The organism is Streptomyces sp. NPDC015242 (genome assembly GCF_043079125.1).
Taxonomy (GTDB): Bacteria; Actinomycetota; Actinomycetes; order Streptomycetales; family Streptomycetaceae; genus Streptomyces.
The window spans coordinates 73,791-93,228 of record NZ_JBIBUF010000002.1 but is presented as its reverse complement, the minus strand read 5'-3'; the positions used below and the strand labels follow the sequence as shown (position 1 = coordinate 93,228).

19 protein-coding genes are annotated in these 19,438 nt (G+C 71.4%); 9 read left to right on the top strand and 10 right to left on the bottom strand.

What is annotated here, in order from left to right; genetic code table 11:
- Positions 1-166: 166 nt before the first annotated feature.
- The 7 genes from ACF07N_RS05850 to ACF07N_RS05820 all read right to left on the bottom strand — a co-directional run bounded on the left by ACF07N_RS05850 (position 167) and on the right by ACF07N_RS05820 (position 7,324).
- Positions 167-889 (bottom strand): LAETG motif-containing sortase-dependent surface protein, encoded by a 723-nt coding sequence (locus ACF07N_RS05850; RefSeq protein ID WP_383584244.1) that lies wholly within the window; start codon positions 887-889, stop codon positions 167-169.
- 147 nt (positions 890-1,036) lie between these two features.
- A complete protein-coding gene (locus ACF07N_RS05845) occupies positions 1,037-2,158 on the bottom strand; it encodes an LOG family protein (protein WP_383337795.1) in 1,122 nt (373 codons plus the stop codon).
- Positions 2,159-2,182: 24 nt separating this feature from the next.
- Positions 2,183-2,590, bottom strand: coding sequence for a VOC family protein (locus tag ACF07N_RS05840; protein WP_383325856.1), 408 nt, complete (start codon positions 2,588-2,590; stop codon positions 2,183-2,185).
- A gap of 125 nt (positions 2,591-2,715) precedes the next feature.
- Positions 2,716-4,464 (bottom strand): hypothetical protein, encoded by a 1,749-nt coding sequence (locus tag ACF07N_RS05835; RefSeq protein WP_392108953.1) that lies wholly within the window; start codon positions 4,462-4,464, stop codon positions 2,716-2,718.
- Positions 4,446-5,195, bottom strand: coding sequence for an ATP-binding cassette domain-containing protein (locus ACF07N_RS05830; RefSeq protein ID WP_311685291.1), 750 nt, complete (start codon positions 5,193-5,195; stop codon positions 4,446-4,448). Before ACF07N_RS05830 ends, ACF07N_RS05835 begins: the two co-directional genes overlap by 19 nt.
- A gap of 208 nt (positions 5,196-5,403) precedes the next feature.
- Entirely contained in the window at positions 5,404-6,765 is a 1,362-nt protein-coding gene (locus ACF07N_RS05825; RefSeq protein ID WP_031120894.1) for an aspartate aminotransferase family protein, read from the bottom strand.
- Between the two features lie 19 nt (positions 6,766-6,784).
- Positions 6,785-7,324, bottom strand: a complete 540-nt coding sequence (locus ACF07N_RS05820) for an Lrp/AsnC family transcriptional regulator (RefSeq protein ID WP_383337801.1) — start codon at positions 7,322-7,324, stop codon at positions 6,785-6,787.
- A gap of 164 nt (positions 7,325-7,488) precedes the next feature.
- Between ACF07N_RS05820 and ACF07N_RS05815 the strand changes: the two genes are divergently transcribed.
- Together ACF07N_RS05815 and ACF07N_RS05810 are read left to right on the top strand one after the other, a co-directional pair.
- Positions 7,489-8,928, top strand: a complete 1,440-nt coding sequence (locus ACF07N_RS05815) for a gamma-aminobutyraldehyde dehydrogenase (RefSeq protein WP_309096145.1) — start codon at positions 7,489-7,491, stop codon at positions 8,926-8,928.
- Positions 8,929-9,048: 120 nt separating this feature from the next.
- Entirely contained in the window at positions 9,049-9,576 is a 528-nt protein-coding gene (locus tag ACF07N_RS05810) for a hypothetical protein (protein ID WP_392108948.1), read from the top strand.
- 38 nt (positions 9,577-9,614) lie between these two features.
- Here ACF07N_RS05810 and ACF07N_RS05805 read toward each other — a convergent pair whose 3' ends face one another.
- Together ACF07N_RS05805 and ACF07N_RS05800 are read right to left on the bottom strand one after the other, a co-directional pair.
- Positions 9,615-10,358: a glycerophosphodiester phosphodiesterase gene (locus ACF07N_RS05805; protein ID WP_392108945.1), complete on the bottom strand. Its 744-nt coding sequence runs from the start codon at positions 10,356-10,358 to the stop codon at positions 9,615-9,617.
- Entirely contained in the window at positions 10,355-11,470 is a 1,116-nt protein-coding gene (locus tag ACF07N_RS05800) for an adenosine deaminase (protein WP_392111039.1), read from the bottom strand. The genes ACF07N_RS05805 and ACF07N_RS05800 overlap by 4 nt, the downstream gene beginning before the upstream one ends.
- Positions 11,471-11,728: 258 nt before the next feature.
- Here ACF07N_RS05800 and ACF07N_RS05795 point away from each other — a divergent pair, with 258 nt between their 5' ends.
- Complete coding sequence (locus tag ACF07N_RS05795) at positions 11,729-12,358, top strand: DUF4190 domain-containing protein (RefSeq protein WP_383325874.1); 630 nt, start codon at positions 11,729-11,731, stop codon at positions 12,356-12,358.
- Positions 12,359-12,427: 69 nt separating this feature from the next.
- Positions 12,428-12,892 carry a DUF4190 domain-containing protein gene (locus ACF07N_RS05790; protein ID WP_383325877.1) on the top strand — a complete coding sequence of 155 codons (465 nt, stop codon included), beginning with the start codon at positions 12,428-12,430 and terminating at the stop codon, positions 12,890-12,892.
- 49 nt (positions 12,893-12,941) lie between these two features.
- Here the strand turns inward: ACF07N_RS05790 and ACF07N_RS05785 are convergent, their stop codons facing one another.
- Positions 12,942-13,517, bottom strand: a complete 576-nt coding sequence (locus tag ACF07N_RS05785; RefSeq protein WP_392108941.1) for an NADAR family protein — start codon at positions 13,515-13,517, stop codon at positions 12,942-12,944.
- Positions 13,518-13,717: 200 nt separating this feature from the next.
- On the opposite strand from ACF07N_RS05785, the gene ACF07N_RS05780 reads away from it, so the two are divergent.
- The 5 genes from ACF07N_RS05780 to ACF07N_RS05760 are packed head-to-tail and all read left to right on the top strand — an operon-like array spanning position 13,718 to position 19,437.
- Entirely contained in the window at positions 13,718-15,253 is a 1,536-nt protein-coding gene (locus ACF07N_RS05780; protein WP_392108938.1) for a gamma-aminobutyraldehyde dehydrogenase, read from the top strand.
- Positions 15,254-15,308: 55 nt separating this feature from the next.
- Positions 15,309-16,556 (top strand): spermidine/putrescine ABC transporter substrate-binding protein, encoded by a 1,248-nt coding sequence (locus ACF07N_RS05775; protein WP_392108935.1) that lies wholly within the window; start codon positions 15,309-15,311, stop codon positions 16,554-16,556.
- Positions 16,553-17,707 (top strand): ABC transporter ATP-binding protein, encoded by a 1,155-nt coding sequence (locus ACF07N_RS05770; protein WP_392108932.1) that lies wholly within the window; start codon positions 16,553-16,555, stop codon positions 17,705-17,707. The genes ACF07N_RS05775 and ACF07N_RS05770 overlap by 4 nt, the downstream gene beginning before the upstream one ends.
- Positions 17,707-18,636, top strand: coding sequence for an ABC transporter permease (locus ACF07N_RS05765; protein WP_383325893.1), 930 nt, complete (start codon positions 17,707-17,709; stop codon positions 18,634-18,636). Before ACF07N_RS05770 ends, ACF07N_RS05765 begins: the two co-directional genes overlap by 1 nt.
- Positions 18,637-19,437, top strand: a complete 801-nt coding sequence (locus tag ACF07N_RS05760; RefSeq protein WP_383325896.1) for an ABC transporter permease — start codon at positions 18,637-18,639, stop codon at positions 19,435-19,437.
- The last annotated feature ends 1 nt before the right edge of the window (position 19,438 follow it).

Below are 19,438 nucleotides of genomic sequence, written 5' to 3'. Positions count from 1 at the left end.
GGCATTGCCGGAGTTCTGGCTGGAGCGGGCGACGTCCGGCCGAGGGCGGACCCGGCGACGGCCACCCGCGGGACGCGGCCCGCCTCCCGATCGGAGGACGGGCCCCGTACGGGACGTGGCCCGCCCCCCGGTCGGGGAACGGGCCACGCGTGGATCGGGGGAGGCGTCAGCTGTCGCTCTTCGCCCCGCGGCGGCGCATGCCGAAGAACACGGCACCGCCACCGACGACGACCAGGGCCGCCGCGATGCCGGCGATGACGCCGGTGTTGGAGTCGGCACCCGTCTCGGCGAGGTTCGAGTCACCGGCCGCCGGGGCGGGCGCGTTGCCCGCCGGCGTGGTGCTCGCGCTCTCCGACGGCTCGGGGGCCGGCGTCCCGGGCTCCTCGGCCGGCTTCGACGGGGAGGCCTCCGGGGCCGACGGGGCCGGAGTCGCCGGCGGGGTCGAAGCCGGGGGCTCCTCCTCCTTCTTGCAGGCGGTGGCCGGGGTGACGAGGTTCGGCTTGATGTCCTCGTCGACGTACGGGGTGGCCTTGACGTGGATGCGGTACTCCGCGTTCGGCTTCCAGTTCTCGGTGAAGGTGATGGTGGTGCCCTCACGCGAGCCCTTGACGACCTGCTCGCCGACCTTCTTCGCGTCGGCGCCGTTGTTCTGCAGGTACACGGAGACGGTGGCCGGGACACCGGCGGGGTCCACGTCGGTGACGGTGATGACGCCCTTGTCGCCGTCGCACTTCGCCTCGGCGGAGAACTCGTTGATGTTGCAGGCGAGCGCGGTGCCGGAGGCACCGAGCGCGAGCGCGGCCGAGGCCGAGGCGACGCCGAGGACGCGCAGGGAGCGTGCGACGGTACGGCGCGAGGCCGTACGGCGGGATACGGACAGAACTGCCACGTTTGTCCTTACGGGGATGCGTAATGCGGGGGGTTGGAGGCAGTGGTGACAGAGCATCAGCACTACCGGGAGGCTCACAGGTCTATAAGCGCTGCATAAGTAGTGTCAACGCATATGCTGCTTGCAAGCACTTGCTTTGCCAGCTTATTAACCACCGAGACGTTTCAACGCCCCGGGCGCCTCCTCGATCCGGTCCACCAGCGCGATCCGCGTCTCCATCGACCGCTCTGCCGCGAGGGACTTGAGCAGCGGCCAGGCCGGCAGCCGGTCCGTCCAGTGCGCGCGGTTCACGAGCACCATGGGCGTCGGCTCACCGCGGGACTCGTAGTAGTTCGGCGTCGCGTTGTCGAAGATCTCCTGCACGGTCCCGGCGGCGCCGGGCAGGAACACCACACCCGCGTTGCACCGGGCCAGCAGGCCGTCCTCGCGGGTGGCGTTGGCGAAGTACTTGGCGATGTGCGAGGCGAAGGCGTTCGGCGGCTCGTGGCCGTAGAACCAGGTCGGGATGCCGACGGAACGCCCGCCGCGGGGCCAGCGGGCGCGTATCTCGAAGGCGGCCGTCGCCCACTGGGTGATCGACGGGGTGAAGTGCGGTGCCTTGGCGAGCAGTTCGAGGGACTCGGTGAGCATCTCCGCGTCGAACGGGGCGGCGTAGGCGCCGAGGTTGGCCGCCTCCATCGCGCCGGGGCCGCCGCCCGTGGCGACCGTGAAACCGGCCCGGGCCAGTTCCCGGCCGAGCCGGGCGGCGCCCGCGTACTCCTCGGTGCCGCGGGCCATCGCGTGGCCGCCCATCACGCCCACCACCCGGGCGCCGGCCAGGAGTTCGTCGAGGGCGTCCGAGACGGAGTCGTCGTGGATCGCGCGCAGCATGGACGCGTGGATGTCGCGGTCCGCCTTGGTGCGCTGGAACCAGGCGTAGGCGCGGGCGTCGGGCGTGGCCTCGTAGCCGTCCGCGAGGGACGCGAACAACTCGTCCGGCGCGTACACATGGCCGCGGTACGGGTCGAAGGGCAGGCCGGGCACCGGCGGGAAGACCAGGGCACCGTCGGCGCGGATCTTGGCGGCCGCGTCCTCCCGCATGGCACAGCCGAGGAAGACCGCGCCGGCCGTGTCCGTGGAGAGCAGTTCGCGCGTACGGTCCGTCAGGTCGACCGCCTGGACGCGGTAGCCGGCGAGTGTGCCGCGCGCCGAGACGGTCGCGTCGAACTCGTCGAGGGTCTCTATCTCACGGTCGTCGTGGTGGGCCGCATGGGCGGGCATCGTCTGCACCCGCCCATGCTGGCACAGCGGCCCTCAGCCCTGGACGGCCGCCGGGTCCATCCACACGACCTCGAAGGTGTGGCCGTCCGGGTCGTCGAAGGCGCGGCCGTACATGAAGCCGTGGTCCTGGGTCTCGCCGCTGACGGAACCGCCCGCCGCGACCGCCTTGTCCACGAGCTCGTCGACCTTCTCGCGGCTCTCGGAGCTCAGCGCGATCAGCACCTCGCTGGTCTTCGTCGCGTCCGCGATCTGCTTCTTCGTGAACTGCGCGTACTTGTCCTTGGTGTGCACCATCACGACGATGGTGTCGCTGATCACGACCGAGGCGGTCGACTCGTCACTGAACTGCTCGTTGATCGAGTAGCCCAGCTCCGTGAAGAACTTCTTCGAGACGTCCAGGTCGGCGACGCACAGGTTCACGAAGATCATCTGCTGGTACATGCGGGGTCGCTCCCAACGGGTCCGTGTCGTTACGTGGAATCAGACCGGACCTGCGGGCCGGACTCATCGCTGTTTGGGATTTTTTTCGTACGAGTTTTTCCGCGGGCCCCCGCGGGCACGGCCGTTCAGCGTGCCAGGGGCAGGGCCGCCAGCTCGGCGACCGTCAGGGTGAGCGGTCCGAACAGGGCGAGCAGCGCGCCCGCGCGCAGGGCCGCGGCGCTGCGCAGCATCGTCGCCGGGGCGCCGAGGCGCAGCAGGGCGGACGTCGTGTCGGCGCGCGCCTGCCGCGCCTCGACGGCGGCCGTGAGCAGCGTCCCCAGCGTGCAGCCGGCCACCAGGAGGACGCCGAGCAGGGTGAGCGGGCCGAGGGACAGACCGTCGGGGGCGTGCAGCAGCGCCATCGCCCACGCGGCCGACAGCACCGCGCTGACCACGCCCAGGGGACGGCCGATGCGCCCCGCCTCCGCCATGAGGATGCGTCCGGCCAGCAGCCGCAGGGCGCCGGGCCGGGCCGACTGGAGCAGCCGTCCGCACAGGTGGGTCAGGCCCGGTCCGGCCACCGCCAGCCCGACGGCGGCCAGGGCCCAGCCGGCCAGGACGCCGGGGGAGGCACCGGAGAAGGTGAGGTCGGGGGCCGCCGGCGCGGTGCGGCTGGTGTAGGTCTCGACGGCGAGGCCCGCGGCCAGCAGGGTGACGCCCCAGGGCAGGCCCGTCGGGGCGGCGGTGGGGGAGCCGCCGGTCCCGGGCACCTCCGGCAGGGCCGCCGCGAGGGCGGCGGGATCGTCGGCGCCGCGCGCCAGGGCCGGGAATGCGGCGGACCGCGGGACGGGGCTTCCGTCCGTGCCCGCCGCGTCCGCCGGGTCCGGTGCCTGCGGGTTCCGGGCGGCGACGCCTTCGGGTCCTTCCGGGGCGTCCGCCACCGGCGGCCGGGCCGGGGCGGCGCCGGGGCCGGATGCCGCCGGGGACCGGACGGCATCACCGACGGGCGGGACAGCTCCTCGCGGGTCCGGCGCGGACGGGTCCCGGTCCGGGCCGCCGTACGGGATCACCGCGCTCACCGTGTCGCGTGCGGCGGGGTCCGCGAGCGCGCTCACCGCGCCGCCGGAGCCCGGGCCCTCGGCCGGGCCGCCACCGGCAGCCGAGGCGGAACCCGTGCCGGCGACGGTCGCCGCCGAGGCGGGTTCGCCGGTGCGTGCCTGCGGAGGACCGCCCTGCGCGGCGGAGTCCGTGTCCTGGCCGGGCGCGGGCCGGACGATCTGCCGCCCGAACCTGCCGTACGCCCCGAAGGTCTCCCGCGCGCTCTCACGCCGGTACGCGCCGAACCGGCCGTACGTCCGGGGAGCCCGGGGCGCGGCCGGGGCCGCCTCCCTCGGGCGCAGGACCAGTGCCACGGCCGCCGACGCGCCGACGGGGACGATCGCCAGCAGGGTCAGGGTGCCCGCCAGCGGCAGGGGCCGGCCGGAGGCGAGGGGCCCGGCGGCCGCGCCGTCGAAGGGCAGGCCGGACAGATCGCCGCGCAGGTGCAGGAAGACCAGCAGGGCCAGCATGGAGCCGAGCGTGCAGGACAGTGCCGTCGTCGCCGCCGAGACGGCCATCAGCCGCAGCGGGCCGAGACCGATCGCGGACAGGCCGGGCCGGGGTTTCGTGGCGGGGTCGGTGCGCGCCACCGCGACGGCGAAGTAGACCGTGGCGGCCAGCGGGGCCGCGCACCACGCCAGGCGTGTCACGGACTCGCCGCCGGCGCCGGGGTGCCCGAGGGCGTGGCCCAGGGCGCACAGCAACAGGAAGCTCGTGCCCGCCGAGGCCGCCGCGACCAGGAGGCGGCGCAGCTGGACGGCGGGGTGGGCGCCGCGGGTCAGACGGAGAGCGAGCACGCGGCCCGGCCTTCCGGCTCGGCGGTCTCGGCGACCGGCGGCAGGTGCACCGTCTGCACGCGCCGCCCGTCGAGCAGTGAGACCGTGCGGTCGGCGAGCGCCGCGGTGTCGGGGTCGTGGGTGGCCAGGACCACGGTGATGCCGTGAGAGCGGGCCGCGGTGGTGAGGGTGCGCAGCACGTGCGAGCGGTCGGCGCGGTGCAGGGGCGCCGTGGGCTCGTCGGCGAACAGCACCGAGGGGGCGGTGGCGAGCGCGCGGGCGATGCACACCCGCTGCCGCTCGGCCTGCACCAGCTGGTGCGGGCGCTTGCGGGCGCCGTCGCCGATGTCGAGGCGCTCCAGCCACTCCAGGGCCGCGGTCTTGGCGCGGCGGCGGCCGGTGCCGCGCAGCATCAGCGGCAGGGCGGTGTTCTCCCAGGCGTTGAGCTCCGGGACCAGGGAGGGGGCCGGGTCGATCCAGCCGAAGCGGTCGCGGCGCAGCCGTTCCCGGGTGAGCGGGCCCATGGTGTGCACGGGCACGCTGTTGAACCAGACCTCGCCGCGCCGCACGGGCACCAGGCCGGACAGGCACCGCAGCAGGGTCGTCTTGCCGCTGCCGCGCGGGCCGCTGACGGCGAGGATCTCGCCCTCGCGGACGCCGAGCGAGACACCGCAGAGCGCGGGCGAGCCGTCGTCGTGCTGGAAGTGCAGGGCACGTGCCCAGAGCACGTCGTTGTCCGGCGGGGCCTCCATGGGCGTACACCTCGGTTCAGATCCGTAGTTCCCGTGCCATCCCCCGTGCGGGGGAACGAAGGCAGGGCCGATCGGTCACTGGGCACGCTAGGCAGAAAGGCGGCCCGGCTCCGGACAGCACGCGGCCCCGGGCCGCCGTTTCTCACTCGAACGGGCGGCACCGGGGCCGGTGTTGATCATCCAGGCAGACGATCGGAGCGACGGCCGGTCAGAGCTTGGTCCACGCCTCCGAGAGGGTGGCCCGCAGGATCTGCTCGATCTCGTCGAACGTCGACTGGTCCGAGATCAGCGGCGGGGCGAGCTGGACGACCGGGTCGCCGCGGTCGTCGGCCCGGCAGTACAGGCCGTTCTCGTACAGCTTCTTCGAGAGGAAGCCGTACAGGACGCGCTCGGTCTCGTCCGCGTCGAAGGACTCCTTGGTGGCCTTGTCCTTGACGAGCTCGATGCCGTAGAAGAAGCCGTTGCCGCGGACGTCGCCGACGATCGGCAGGTCGTGGAGCTTCTCCAGGGTCGAGCGGAAGTTGCCCTCGTTGTCCAGGACGTGCTGGTTGAGGTTCTCGCGCTCGAACAGGTCGAGGTTGGCCAGGCCGACGGCCGCGGAGACCGGGTGGCCGCCGAAGGTGTAGCCGTGCAGGAAGGTGTTGTCGCCCTTGTAGAACGGCTCGGCCAGGCGGTCGGAGATGATGCAGGCGCCGATCGGGGAGTAGCCCGAGGTCATGCCCTTGGCGCAGGTGATCATGTCCGGCACGTAGTCGAACTTGTCGCAGGCGAAGTACGTGCCCAGGCGGCCGAAGGCGCAGATGACCTCGTCCGAGACGAGCAGCACGTCGTGCCGGTCGCAGATCTCGCGCACCCGCTGGAAGTAACCGGGCGGGGGCGGGAAGCAGCCGCCCGCGTTCTGCACGGGCTCCAGGAAGACCGCGGCGACCGTGTCCGGGCCCTCGAAGAGGATCTGCTGCTCGATCTGGTCGGCGGCCCAGCGGCCGAAGGCCTCCGGGTCGTCGCCGAAGAGCGGGGCGCGGTAGATGTTGGTGTTCGGGACCTTGTGCGCGCCCGGCACCAGCGGCTCGAACGGGGCCTTCAGGCCCGGCAGGCCGGTGATGGACAGGGCGCCCTGCGGTGTGCCGTGGTAGGCCACCGCGCGGGATATGACCTTGTGCTTGGTGGGCTTGCCGACCAGCTTGAAGTACTGCTTGGCGAGCTTCCAGGCGGTCTCGACGGCCTCGCCGCCACCGGTGGTGAAGAAGACCTTGTTCAGGTCGCCCGGCGCGTGGTGGGCCAGGCGCTCGGCCAGCTCGATCGCCTTGGGGTGGGCGTACGACCACACGGGGAAGAACGCCAGCTCCTGCGCCTGCTTGAAGGCGGTCTCGGCCAGCTCGACGCGGCCGTGCCCGGCCTGCACCACGAACAGGCCGGCGAGGCCGTCCAGGTAGCGCTTGCCCTGGTCGTCGTAGATGTACGTGCCCTCGCCCCGGACGATGGTGGGGACGGGGGCCTTCTCGTACGACGACATGCGCGTGAAGTGCATCCACAGGTGGTCGTACGCGGACTGGGAGAGGTCCTTGCTCACGGCTATCGGGTCCTCACGGTTATCGGGTTCCCCACATGTAGGTCTGCTTCTTGAGCTTGAGGTAGACGAAGCTCTCGGTGGAGCGCACTCCGGGGACGGCCCGGATGCGTCGGTTGATGACCTCGAGAAGGTGGTCGTCGTCCTCGCAGACGATCTCGACCATCAGGTCGAAGGAGCCTGCGGTCATCACCACGTACTCGCACTCGGACATGGCCGTCAGCGCGTCGGCGACCGACTCCACGTCCCCCTCGACGTTCACGCCGACCATCGCCTGTCTGCGGAAGCCCACGGTGAGCGGGTCCGTGACGGCGACGATCTGCATCACGCCCTGGTCGAGCAGTTTCTGGACGCGCTGGCGCACGGCCGCCTCGGACAGGCCGACGGCCTTGCCGATGGCGGCGTACGGCCGGCGGCCGTCCTCCTGCAGCTGCTCGATGATGGCGAGGGAGACGGCGTCCAGCTGGGGCGAGCTGCCGTTCCTGGACTCGCGGGAGGGCTCGCGGTGCTCCCGCGTGCCCTTCTGGTCTGCGCTTCGACTGGCCACGGGGTCACTGTGCACGAGGTCTCGACACTTCCGCAAGCCTCGATCGATGAAATCCGTTGTTTCGATAGTCCAGTCCTGCGGATTCCGCACCAGCGGAGGGAGTGGGGGTGTTGAAAACGTGGGACTGCCGACTAGGGTGGGTGTCTCAAGTGATGGACATCCGAACTGGAGGGCCGGCAGTGAGCACCGAGCTGCGTCGTCTGCGCAACTACATCGGCGGTGAGTTCCGGGACGCCGCCGACGGACGGACCACCGAGGTGGTCAATCCCGCGACGGGCGAGGCGTACGCGACCGCTCCGCTGTCCGGGCAGGCGGACGTGGACGCCGCCATGGCGGCGGCCGCCGAGGCCTTCCCCGGCTGGCGCGACACCACGCCCGCCGAGCGTCAGAAGGCCCTGCTGAAGATCGCGGACGCCTTCGAGGAGCGCGCCGAGGAGCTGATCGCGGCCGAGGTGGAGAACACGGGCAAGCCGGTCGGGCTGACCCGCTCCGAGGAGATCCCGCCGATGGTCGACCAGATCCGCTTCTTCGCGGGTGCCGCGCGGATGCTGGAGGGCCGCTCGGCCGGTGAGTACATGGAGGGCCTCACCTCCATCGTGCGCCGCGAGCCGGTCGGTGTCTGCGCCCAGGTCGCGCCGTGGAACTACCCGATGATGATGGCCGTGTGGAAGTTCGCCCCGGCGATCGCGGCGGGCAACACGGTCGTGCTGAAGCCGTCGGACACCACCCCGGCCTCCACGGTCCTGATCGCGGAGATCCTCGGCGGCATCCTGCCCAAGGGCGTCTTCAACGTCATCTGCGGCGACCGCGAGACGGGCCGCATGATGGTCGAGCACCCGGTCCCGGCGATGGCCTCCATCACCGGCTCGGTGCGCGCCGGCATCCAGGTCGCCGAGTCCGCCTCCAAGGACGTCAAGCGCGTCCACCTGGAGCTGGGCGGCAAGGCGCCGGTCGTGGTCTTCGAGGACACCGACATCGCCAAGGCCGTCGAGGACATCTCGGTCGCGGGCTACTTCAACGCCGGCCAGGACTGCACCGCGGCCACGCGCGTGCTCGTCCACGAGTCCATCCACGACGAGTTCGTCTCCGCGCTGGCGAAGGCCGCCGCCGACACCAAGACGGGGCAGCCGGACGACGAGGACGTGCTGTACGGGCCGCTGAACAACCCCAACCAGCTCAAGCAGGTCGAGGGCTTCATCGAGCGCCTGCCCGCGCACGCGCGCGTGGAGGCGGGCGGCAAGCGGGTCGGCGACCAGGGCTACTTCTACGCGCCGACCGTCGTCTCGGGCCTGAAGCAGGACGACGAGATCATCCAGAACGAGGTCTTCGGCCCGGTCATCACCGTGCAGTCCTTCCGCGACGAGGACCAGGCCGTGGAGTGGGCCAACGGCGTGGAGTACGCGCTGGCCTCCTCGGTGTGGACCAAGGACCACGGCCGTGCCATGCGGATGAGCAAGAAGCTCGACTTCGGCTGCGTGTGGATCAACACGCACATCCCGCTGGTCGCGGAGATGCCGCACGGCGGCTTCAAGAAGTCCGGCTACGGCAAGGACCTGTCGGCGTACGGCTTCGACGACTACACGCGCATCAAGCACGTGATGACGTCGCTGGACGCGTAACCCCCGGCGCAGTGCCGAGCGGCCCCGGACGGTTCTCCTCCGTCCGGGGCCGCTCGTGCGTCCGGGGCCGGGGAACCGCCGTTTTTGAACATGTTCAATTGTCGGCGTAGGGTGCGCTCCATGAGCGACAGAGCCGCCCTGCTCAAGGGCATCCGCGCGTGGCTGGTCTTCTTCGTCGTGTGTCTGGTGCTGAGCGGCGCCACCGCCTTCCCGCTTGTCCACGAACTGCGGTGGGCCGAGAGCCTGTCGGAGGCGCTGTCCGTGGGCGAGTACCTGCCCGGCCTGACGGAGTGGATCGGGCGGGTGCGCGAAGGGCTCGACCAGGCGGACGCCGAGTACCCGTTCCTCCTGTACGGCACGGACTGGCTGGCCTTCGCGCACCTGGTGATCGCGGTCGCCTTCTACGGGCCCTACCGCGACCCGGTGCGCAACATCTGGGTCGTCGAGTTCGGGATGATCGCCTGCGCGGGCATCGTCCCTCTCGCCCTCGTCTGCGGGCCGATCCGCGACATCCCCTTCTGGTGGTCGGTGATCGACATGGCGTTCGGCGTGTTCGGGGTGGTCCCGCTGTACGTGGTGCGGCGGCGGATCAAGCTGCTGGAGGCGCTGACCGCGCCGGTGGCCGCTGTTCCGGTGCCGGGTGCCTGACGCGGCCGGCCGTCATGCGGCCGGCCGTGGCACGGCGGTCAGGCGTGCGGTCCCCGCCGGTCCAGGGCCGGGACCGTGTCCGCGCGCAGCGCGCACAGCACGTCGACGCGGTTGGTCGTGATCGAGTCCACGCCCGCGGCCAGGAGCCGGCGCATCGAGCGGCGGGTGTCGGGGGTCCAGACCGACAGCAGGTAGCCGTCGCGGTGGACGCGGTCGGCGAGGGGGCGGTCCACCAGGGGGAAGCGGTAGTTGAGCCAGCGCGGGCGGATCGCCTCCAGCAGCACGGGCCGCGGCGGGGCCAGGGTCGTCCAGGTGAGGGCGATCTCGGCGGCCGCGTCGGCCGCGCGCACCGCCAGCATGGCATCGGCGCCCGCGCAGTAGTAGACGCGGTCCGCCGCCCCGGCCTCCCGGGCGGCGTCCATCACCCGCCGCACCGCCCGCACGTCGGGCGAGCCGGGCAGGTCGATCATCACCCGGTGCCCGCCGGTCGCGGCCAGTGCCTCCGTCAGCGTCGGCACCCCGCCGCCGGTCAGCCCGCGCACCTCGGCCAGGGACAGCGCGAGCACCGGCCGCTCGTGGTCCCAGAGCCGCTTGAGCGTCGCGTCGTGCAGCAGCACCGGCACGCCGTCCCGGGTGAGCCGTACGTCGACCTCCACCGCGTCCGCGCCCCGGGCCAGCGCGGACCTGAGCGAGGGCACGGTGTTCTCGCGGACGCGGTAGGGGTCGCCCCGGTGGGCCACGGCGGTCACCGGCCGCCCGGGGCGCTGTGCGGCGGAGGTCACCGGCCGAGCCACCCGGCGGTGTACGTGTCGATCTCGCCCTTGATGCGGGCCTTGCCGGCGTCGTCCAGGAAGGACACGTCCACGGCGTTCTTCGCCAGGTCGGCCAGGCCCCGTTCGTCGAGGCCGAGCAGCCGGGCCGCGACGGCGTACTCGTTGTTCAGGTCGGTGCCGAACATCGGCGGGTCGTCGGAGTTGATCGTGACGACGACCCCGGCCTCCGCGAACTCCCTGACCGGGTGCTCGTCGAGGGTGCGGACCGCGCGGGTGGCGATGTTCGAGGTGGGGCACACCTCCAGGGCGATCCGGTGCTCGGCGAGGTGCGCGAGGAGCTTCGGGTCCTGCGCGGCGCTCGTGCCGTGCCCGATGCGCTCGGCGCGCAGGTGCGTCAGCGCGTCCCACACCGTCTCCGGGCCGGTGGTCTCGCCGGCGTGCGGCACGGAGTGCAGCCCGGCCGCGATCGCGCGGTCGAAGTAGGGCTTGAACTGCGGCCGGGGCACGCCGACCTCCGGGCCGCCGAGCCCGAAGGAGACCAGGCCCTCGGGGCGCAGCCGGTCGTCGGTGGCGAGCCGGGCCGTCTCCTCGGCGGCCTGGAGACCCGCCTCGCCGGGGATGTCGAAGCACCAGCGCAGTACGGTCCCGAACTCGGCCTCGGCCGCCTTGCGGGCGTCCTCGATCGCGTCCATGAAGGCGCGCTCGTCGATGCCGCGCCGGGTGGAGGAGAACGGCGTGATGGTCAGCTCGGCGTACCGCACCTGCTGCCGGGCGAGCTCCCTGGCCACCTCGTAGGTCAGCAGCCGGACGTCCTCCGGGGTGCGGATCAGGTCGACGACCGACAGGTACACCTCGACGAAGTGCGCGAAGTCGGTGAAGGTGAAGTAGTCGGCCAGGGCCTCGGGGTCGGTCGGCACCTTCGAGTCGGGGTGCCGGGCGGCCAGCTCGGAGACGATCCGGGGAGAGGCGGAGCCCACGTGGTGCACGTGCAGTTCGGCCTTGGGCAGGCCGGCGACGAAGGCCTTCAGGTCGCGCGGGGCCTGGGGGTCGACGAGTTGCTCGGTCAAGGTTCCTCCCCGGAACGGCGCCGGGCCGGCACGAGGGCGGCGGGCGCGGGTGATCGGCTGATCGATGACTCGGACTCATCCTAGGCGGGACGGTGGCGCCCCACGGGCGGCGGGGCCGTACGGCACCGCATCGCCGGGCCGGTCCTCGGCTCGGCCGTCGGGGGGGAGGGGGACGGGCCGCCGCGGGCCCCGGCCGGCCTGCTCGGCTTCCGGTTCGCCGAGGAGCGCGCACCACCCCGCGCACCCGCCCTGTGGTCCGCGCCGAACGGCCCCGTAGCATGACGGCACGATCGACCCAGGGGGGATGCACAGATGACGGACCCGACGCAGCCCGGCGGGGGCGGCGGCCACGACCCGTGGGCGCCCCCGGAGCACCAGCCGTCGCTCGACAAGGACCAGCCGCCCGTCCAGGGGCCGCCCTCCGTGCACGACCAGGCCACGGTCACCTCGATGCCGAGCGCCGGTTTCACCCCGCCCGCCGGCACGCCCCCGTACGACGCCTCCGGCACCGGGGCCCTCCCGCCCCCGCCGGTCGCCCCGGGCGGTCCCGGCGGTTACGGGTACCCGGGCTATCCCCAGTCGGGTTACGGCTGGCCCGGCATGCCCCCGGCGCCCCAGAACGGCATGGGGATCGCGGCGATGGTGCTCGGCATCGTCTCCTGCACCCTCTTCTGCCTGTACGGCGTGGTCTCCCTGGTCACCGGCATCCTCGCCGTCGTGTTCGGCATCAAGGGCCGCAAGCGGGCCGAGGCGGGTGTGGCCACCAACCACGGGCAGGCCCAGGCCGGTCTCATCATGGGCATCATCGGGATCATCCTCGGCATCACGGTGATCGTCCTGATCGCGGTCGGCATCACGGCCGCGATCAACAGCGACGAGTACGACGACGACCCGTACTACGGTGCCGTGGGTCCCACCGTCACCGCACCGGTCCTGCGCTGAAACTCCCGTACTCCCCGGCCCACTTGACCACTACGATTCCCTGGTCTGACAACGGAGGGGAGCTCGTCCATGTCCAACACCAATCCCATGCCCGGTGGCTTCGGCCCGCCGTCCCAGCCTCCGCAGCAGCCGGCCCCCGGCTACGGCTACCCGCAGCAGTCCGGTCCGGGCTACGGCTACCCCCAGAGCGGCCCCGGCTACCCGGCCGCGCCGCCCGTGGGCTACCCGCCGGCCGCCGGCTACGGGATGCCGGCGCAGCCGAGCAACGGCATGGGGACCACGGGCCTGGTGCTGGGCATCATCGGCGTGGTGTGCAGCGTGACCTTCCTGCTGTGGTTCTTCGGCGTGATCCTCGGCATCCTGGCGATCATCTTCGGCGCCGTCGGCCGGGGCAAGGCCATCCGCGGTGAGGCCACCAACAAGGGCGCGGCGACCGCCGGCCTGGTCTGCGGCATCATCGCCACCGTGATCCTTCCGCTGCTGGGCTTCCTGCTGTTCGCCAGCATCATGGGCGGGCTCGGCGCGGCTTCCTGAGCGAGGCCGCCGCGTCACCGAGGGGGCCGGTCCTGGACCGGCCCCTCACTCATGCCCCGGCCGCCCGCAGCCGCTCACGCGCCGCCATCAGCGCGAAGCCCAGCAGGTTCGGGCCCCGCCACCGCTCCGGGTCCGCCGCCGCCTCGTCGTCCGCGGCCAGCCCGATGCCCCACACCCGGTCCACGGGGCTCGCCTCGACCAGCACCCGGTCGCCCGTGCCGAGCAGGAAGCCCTGGAGCTCCGGATGCGCCGCGAACTTGTGGACGCTGCCCGCCACGACGATTGCGAACCGCTCCCGGGCCCACGCCGCCTCGTCGAAGCCGCGCACCAGCCGCCCGGCCTTCTTCGCCTCGGCGGGATGAGCGGCGGCCAGCACGGCGCGCTCGGCCGCCGCGTCCTCGAAGAGCCGGGCCTTGCCGGCCATCATCCAGTGCTCGGCGGTCGCGTACTCCACGCCGTCCACCGTGAAGGGCGACGGCCACCACTGGCTCAGGCAGCCCGGGCCGATCCGGCCGTCCGGCCGCGGCCGGTGCCCCCAGAAATGCAGATACTTGACCCTGGCCCCCGCGCGAACCGCCCTGATCAGGGCTTCCCGCGAGTCGACCGCCCCCGTGATCTTCTCCATGCACGGGAGTCTGGCACGCACCACTGACACAGCGTCCTGCCTTTTCCTGGCGGACTCGACACCTGGTCGACAGATTCCGTCGCGTAACCAAAAATCAACAACGGAATCACTTGTTGGAGTCCCATCCCTCTGTCAGGATCGGCACTCAAATCGAGCCTGAGCCACGCCGGCCCCATCGTGGGGACACGGAGGAGAGCGACATGCACAACCCGGGCAACGCCACCCCGGACCGATTTCCGGCCGAGGAGCGCTTCCAGCAGGGCGCGCAGTACATCGCGGGCCGCCTGAGCAGGGGCACCTCCGGCCGTACGCACGCGGTCGTCGACCCGGCGTCGGGCGAGGAGGTGCTCCGCTACGAGCTGGCGGGCACGGCCGACGTCGACCGGGCCGTCGCCGCCGCCCGCGAGGCCTTCCCCGGCTGGGCGGGTGCCACCCCCGGCGAGCGGTCCGACGCCCTGCACCGGTTCGCCGCCGTGCTGGCCGACCGGGCCGAGGACTTCGCCCGTGCCGAGTCCCTCCAGTGCGGAAAGCCGCTGAAGCTGACCCGTGAGTTCGACGTCCCCGGGACCATCGACAACACGGAATTCTTCGCCGGTGCCGCCCGGCATCTGCAGGGGCAGTCCGCGGGCGAGTACTCCGGCGACCACACCTCCTACGTCCGGCGCGAGCCGATCGGGGTCGTCGGGTCGATCGCGCCCTGGAACTACCCGCTGCAGATGGCCGCCTGGAAGATCCTCCCGGCGATCGCGGCGGGCAACACCATCGTGCTGAAGCCCGCCGAGCTCACTCCGCTGACCTCGCTGCTCTTCGCGCAGGCGGCCACCGACGCCGGGATCCCGGACGGCGTGATCAACATCGTCACCGGCACCGGGCGGGAGGCCGGGGAGCACCTCGTCGGCCACCCCGACGTGGCCATGACCTCCTTCACCGGCTCCACCGCCGTCGGCAAGCGCGTCGCCGAGGTCGCCACCGCCACCGTCAAGCGCCTCCACCTGGAGCTCGGCGGCAAGGCGCCCTTCGTGGTCTTCGACGACGCCGACCCGGAGGCCGCCGCGCACGGCGCGGTCGCCGGCGCCCTCATCAACACCGGGCAGGACTGCACGGCCGCCACGCGCGCGTACGTGCAGCGGCCGCTGTACGACGCCTTCGTGGAGCGGACGGCGACGCTGATGGAGACCGTGCGGCTCGGCGACCCGTTCGCCGCCGGAACCGACCTCGGCCCGCTCGTCTCGCACGCGCAGCGCGACCGGGTCGCCGGCTTCGTCGACCGGGCGCGCGGCTACGCGCGCGTGGTGACCGGCGGCGAGGCGCCCGGGGGCGAGCTCGCCAAGGGCGCCTACTACCGGCCCACCCTGATCGCCGACGCGGCCCAGGACAGCGAGGTCGTCCAGTCGGAGATCTTCGGACCGGTCCTGGTCGTGCTGCCGTTCGACACCGACGACGAGGGCATCGCCCTCGCCAACGACACCCCCTACGGGCTGGCCGCCTCCGCCTGGAGCCGGGACGTGTACCGGGCCAACCGGGCCACGCGCGAGATCAAGGCCGGCTGCGTGTGGGTCAACGACCACATCCCGATCATCAGCGAGATGCCGCACGGCGGCTACAAGTCCTCCGGCTACGGCAAGGACATGTCCGCGTACTCGTTCGAGGAGTACACCCAGATCAAGCACGTCATGTTCGACAACACCGCGGTGGCCGCCAAGGACTGGCACCGCACCGTCTTCGGGGACCGCTAGCCGTATCAGGCCGCCTGACCAGCGGCCGCCCACCCTCCGAAAGGGCACCACGCGCATGGAGCAGTACGAGCCCGACCGCCTCTCCGCGGCCCAAGTGGCCGCGATGCGGCGCAGCCTCACCAACGGCAGGGCCGCCCTCACCCGGCGGTCGCTGCTGCGCGCCTCCGCGGGCGGCGCGCTCGCCGTCGGCGGTCTCGGGAGCCTGAGCGCCTGCGGCATCCCGGCGGCCGGTCAGTCGCAGGGCGGCGTCCCGGCCGAGGACCGCTCGGCCAAGGAGAAGACCGTGAACTTCTCCAACTGGACCGAGTACATGGACGTCGACGACAGCGGCAAGCACCACCCCACGCTGGAGCAGTTCACGAAGCGCACCGGCGTCAAGGTCAAGTACACCGAGGACATCAACGACAACAACGAGTTCTTCGGCAAGATCAAGCCGCAGCTCGCCGCGGGCCAGGACACCGGCCGTGACCTGATCGTCCTCACCGACTGGCTGGCCGCCCGCCTCATCCGCCTGGGCTGGGCGCAGAAGCTCGACGCGAGCAACCTGCCGCACGCCTACGCCAACCTGTCCGCCCAGTTCCGCAACCCCGACTGGGACCCGGGCCGCGCCTACTCGTACGTCTGGCAGGGCATCTCGACGGTCATCGCGTACAACAAGAAGGCCCTCGACGGCGTCGAGGTGACGTCGGTCTCCGACCTGCTCGACAACCCCAAGCTCAAGGGGCGCGTCGGCTTCCTGTCGGAGATGCGCGACAGCGTCGGCATGACCTTGCTCGACATGGGCAAGGACCCGGCGGACTTCACCGCCGACGACTACGACGCGGCCATCGCCCGGCTGCAGAAGGCCGTCGACAAGGGCCAGATCCGCCGCTTCACCGGCAACGACTACACCTCCGACCTGACCAGCGGCGACTTCGCCGCCTGCGTCGCCTGGGCCGGGGACGTCGTCCAGCTGAAGGCGGACAGCCCCGACATCGATTTCCTCATCCCGGACAGCGGCTACATGACGTCCACGGACAACCTGCTGGTCCCCAACAAGGCCCGGCACAAGACGAACGCCGAGCGGCTCATCGACTTCTACTACGAGCCGAAGCCGGCCGCCGAACTGGCCGCGTACATCAACTACGTGTGTCCCGTCGACGGTGTGAAGGCCGAACTGGCGAAGATCGACGAGGACGCGGCGAACAACCCGCTGATCATCCCCGACAAGGCCATGGCGGCCAAGTCGCACGCCTTCCGCTCGCTGAGCTCGAAGGAAGAGACCGAGTTCGAAGAGAAGTTCGCGAAGCTGACGGGGGCGTGACCACCATGACGAACACGACGGACCCCGGCGGCGACGTCCGCCTCACGGGCATCAGCAAGACCTACGGCTCCTTCACCGCCGTCCACCCGCTCGACCTGACCGTCCCGCAGGGCTCCTTCTTCGCCCTGCTCGGCGCCTCCGGCTGCGGCAAGACCACCACCCTGCGCATGATCGCCGGGCTGGAGGAACCCTCCGCCGGCACCGTCTTCCTGGGCGACCAGGACGTGACGGCCCTGCCGCCGTACAAGCGGCCGGTGAACACGGTCTTCCAGTCCTACGCCCTCTTCCCGCACCTCGACATCTTCGAGAACGTCGCCTTCGGCCTGCGCCGGCGCGGCCTGAAGTCGGTGAAGAAGCAGGTCGAGGAGATGCTGGAGCTGGTCCAGCTCGGCGAGCAGGCCCGCAAGAAGCCGCACCAGCTCTCCGGCGGCCAGCAGCAGCGCGTCGCCGTGGCCCGCGCGCTGATCAACCACCCCAAGGTGCTCCTGCTGGACGAGCCGCTCGGCGCCCTCGACCTGAAGCTGCGCCGCCAGATGCAGCTGGAGCTCAAGCGCATCCAGACCGAGGTCGGCATCACCTTCATCCACGTCACGCACGACCAGGAGGAGGCCATGACCATGGCCGACACGGTCGCCGTGATGAACGGCGGCCGCGTCGAGCAGCTCGGCACACCCGCCGATCTGTACGAGAACCCGCGCACCACGTTCGTCGCCAACTTCCTCGGCACCTCCAACTTCATCGAGGCCGAGGTCGACGCCAGGAGCGGCGGGGACATCGTGCTGAAGGCGGGCGGCGGCAAGCTCGTCCTGCCCGAGGCGCGATGTTCCGCCCCCGCGACCACCGGCGGCAAGGTCCTGGCCGGCGTCCGCCCGGAGAAGATCGCCCTCACCCACGCGGACGACGCCGGCGAGATCCCGGAGGGCCGCAACCGCATCACCGGCCGGATCGCGGACTCCAGCTTCATCGGCGTCTCCACGCAGTACGTCGTCGACAGCCCGGTCTGCCCGGACTTCGAGGTCTACGCCCAGAACATCGACCGCGACCCCCGGCTCGTGCCCGGAACCGAGGTCGTCCTGCACTGGAACCCGGCCCACACCTTCGGCCTGGACGCCGCGCAGGACGCCGACGCCGGAGTGGAAGAGGCGGCCTGATGTCGACCCTCACCGAGGCGCCACCGCCGCTCACCCCGCAAGCACCCGAGGCGAAGCCGCCCAGGCGCCGGGGCCGTCTGACCCCGTACTGGCTGCTGCTCCCGGGCATGCTCTGGCTGGTCGTCTTCTTCGCGCTGCCGATGATCTACCAGGCCTCCACGTCCGTGCAGACGGGCTCCCTGGAGACGGGTTACGAGGTCACCTGGCACTTCGCCACCTACTGGGACGCGCTGTCGGCCTACTGGCCGCAGTTCGTCCGCTCGGTGCTCTACGCCGGCACCGCCACGATCCTGTGCCTGCTGCTCGGCTACCCGCTCGCCTACCTGATCGCCTTCCGGGCGGGCCGCTGGCGGAACCTGATCATGATCCTGGTGATCGCGCCCTTCTTCACCAGCTTCCTGATCCGCACCCTGGCCTGGAAGACGATCCTCGCGGACGGCGGCCCGCTCGTCGGCGCGCTCAACTCGCTGCACGTGCTGGACGTGACCAGCTGGCTGGGCCTGACCGCGGGCGACCGTGTGCTGGCCACCCCGCTGGCGGTCATCTGCGGCCTGACGTACAACTTCCTGCCGTTCATGATCCTGCCGCTGTACACCTCGCTGGAGCGCATCGACGGCCGGCTGCACGAGGCCGCCGGCGACCTGTACGCCCGGCCCTGGACGACGTTCCGCAAGGTCACCTTCCCGCTGTCGATGCCGGGTGTCGTCTCCGGCACCCTGCTGACCTTCATCCCGGCGGCCGGTGACTACGTCAACGCCGACCTGCTCGGCTCGACCGACACCCGCATGGTCGGAAACGTCATCCAGACGCAGTTCCTCCGCGTGCTCGACTACCCGACCGCGGCGGCACTCTCCTTCATCCTCATGGCGGCCATCCTCCTCATGGTCACCTTCTACATCCGCAGGTCCGGGACGGAGGATCTGGTCTAAATGCCCTTCGTCAACTGGCTCAAGAGGAATCTCGTCGTCATCGCGGGTCTCTTCACCCTCGCCTATCTGCTGCTGCCGAACGTCATCGTGACGGTGTTCTCCTTCAACAAACCGAAGGGGCGCTTCAACTACGAGTGGCAGCAGTTCTCGCTGGACGCCTGGAAGGACCCGTGCGGGGTCTCCGACCTGTGCGGCTCGCTGTCCGTCAGCCTCCAGATCGCCTTCTGGGCGACCCTCGGCGCCACGCTCCTCGGCACGCTGATCGCCTTCGCCCTGGTCCGCTACCGGTTCCGCGCCCGCGGCGCCGTGAACTCGCTGATCTTCCTGCCCATGGCGATGCCCGAGGTCGTCATGGCCGCCTCGCTGCTCACCCTGTTCCTCAACATGGGCGCACAGCTCGGCTTCTGGACGATCCTCATCGCGCACATCATGTTCTGCCTGAGTTTCGTGGTCACGGCCGTGAAAGCACGTGTGATGTCGATGGACCCGAAACTGGAGGAGGCGGCACGCGACCTGTACGCGGGCCCGTTCCAGACCTTCGTCCGGGTCACCCTGCCGATCGCCGCGCCGGGTATCGCGGCCGGTGCGCTGCTCGCCTTCGCGCTCTCCTTCGACGATTTCATCATCACCAATTTCAACGCGGGCTCGACCGTCACCTTCCCCATGTTCGTCTGGGGCTCGGCGCAGCGCGGAACGCCCGTCCAGATCAATGTCATCGGTACGGCCATGTTCATCGTCGCCGTCCTGCTCGTCCTGATCTCGATGGTCATCGGAAATCGCCGCAACAGACAAAAGGCATAAC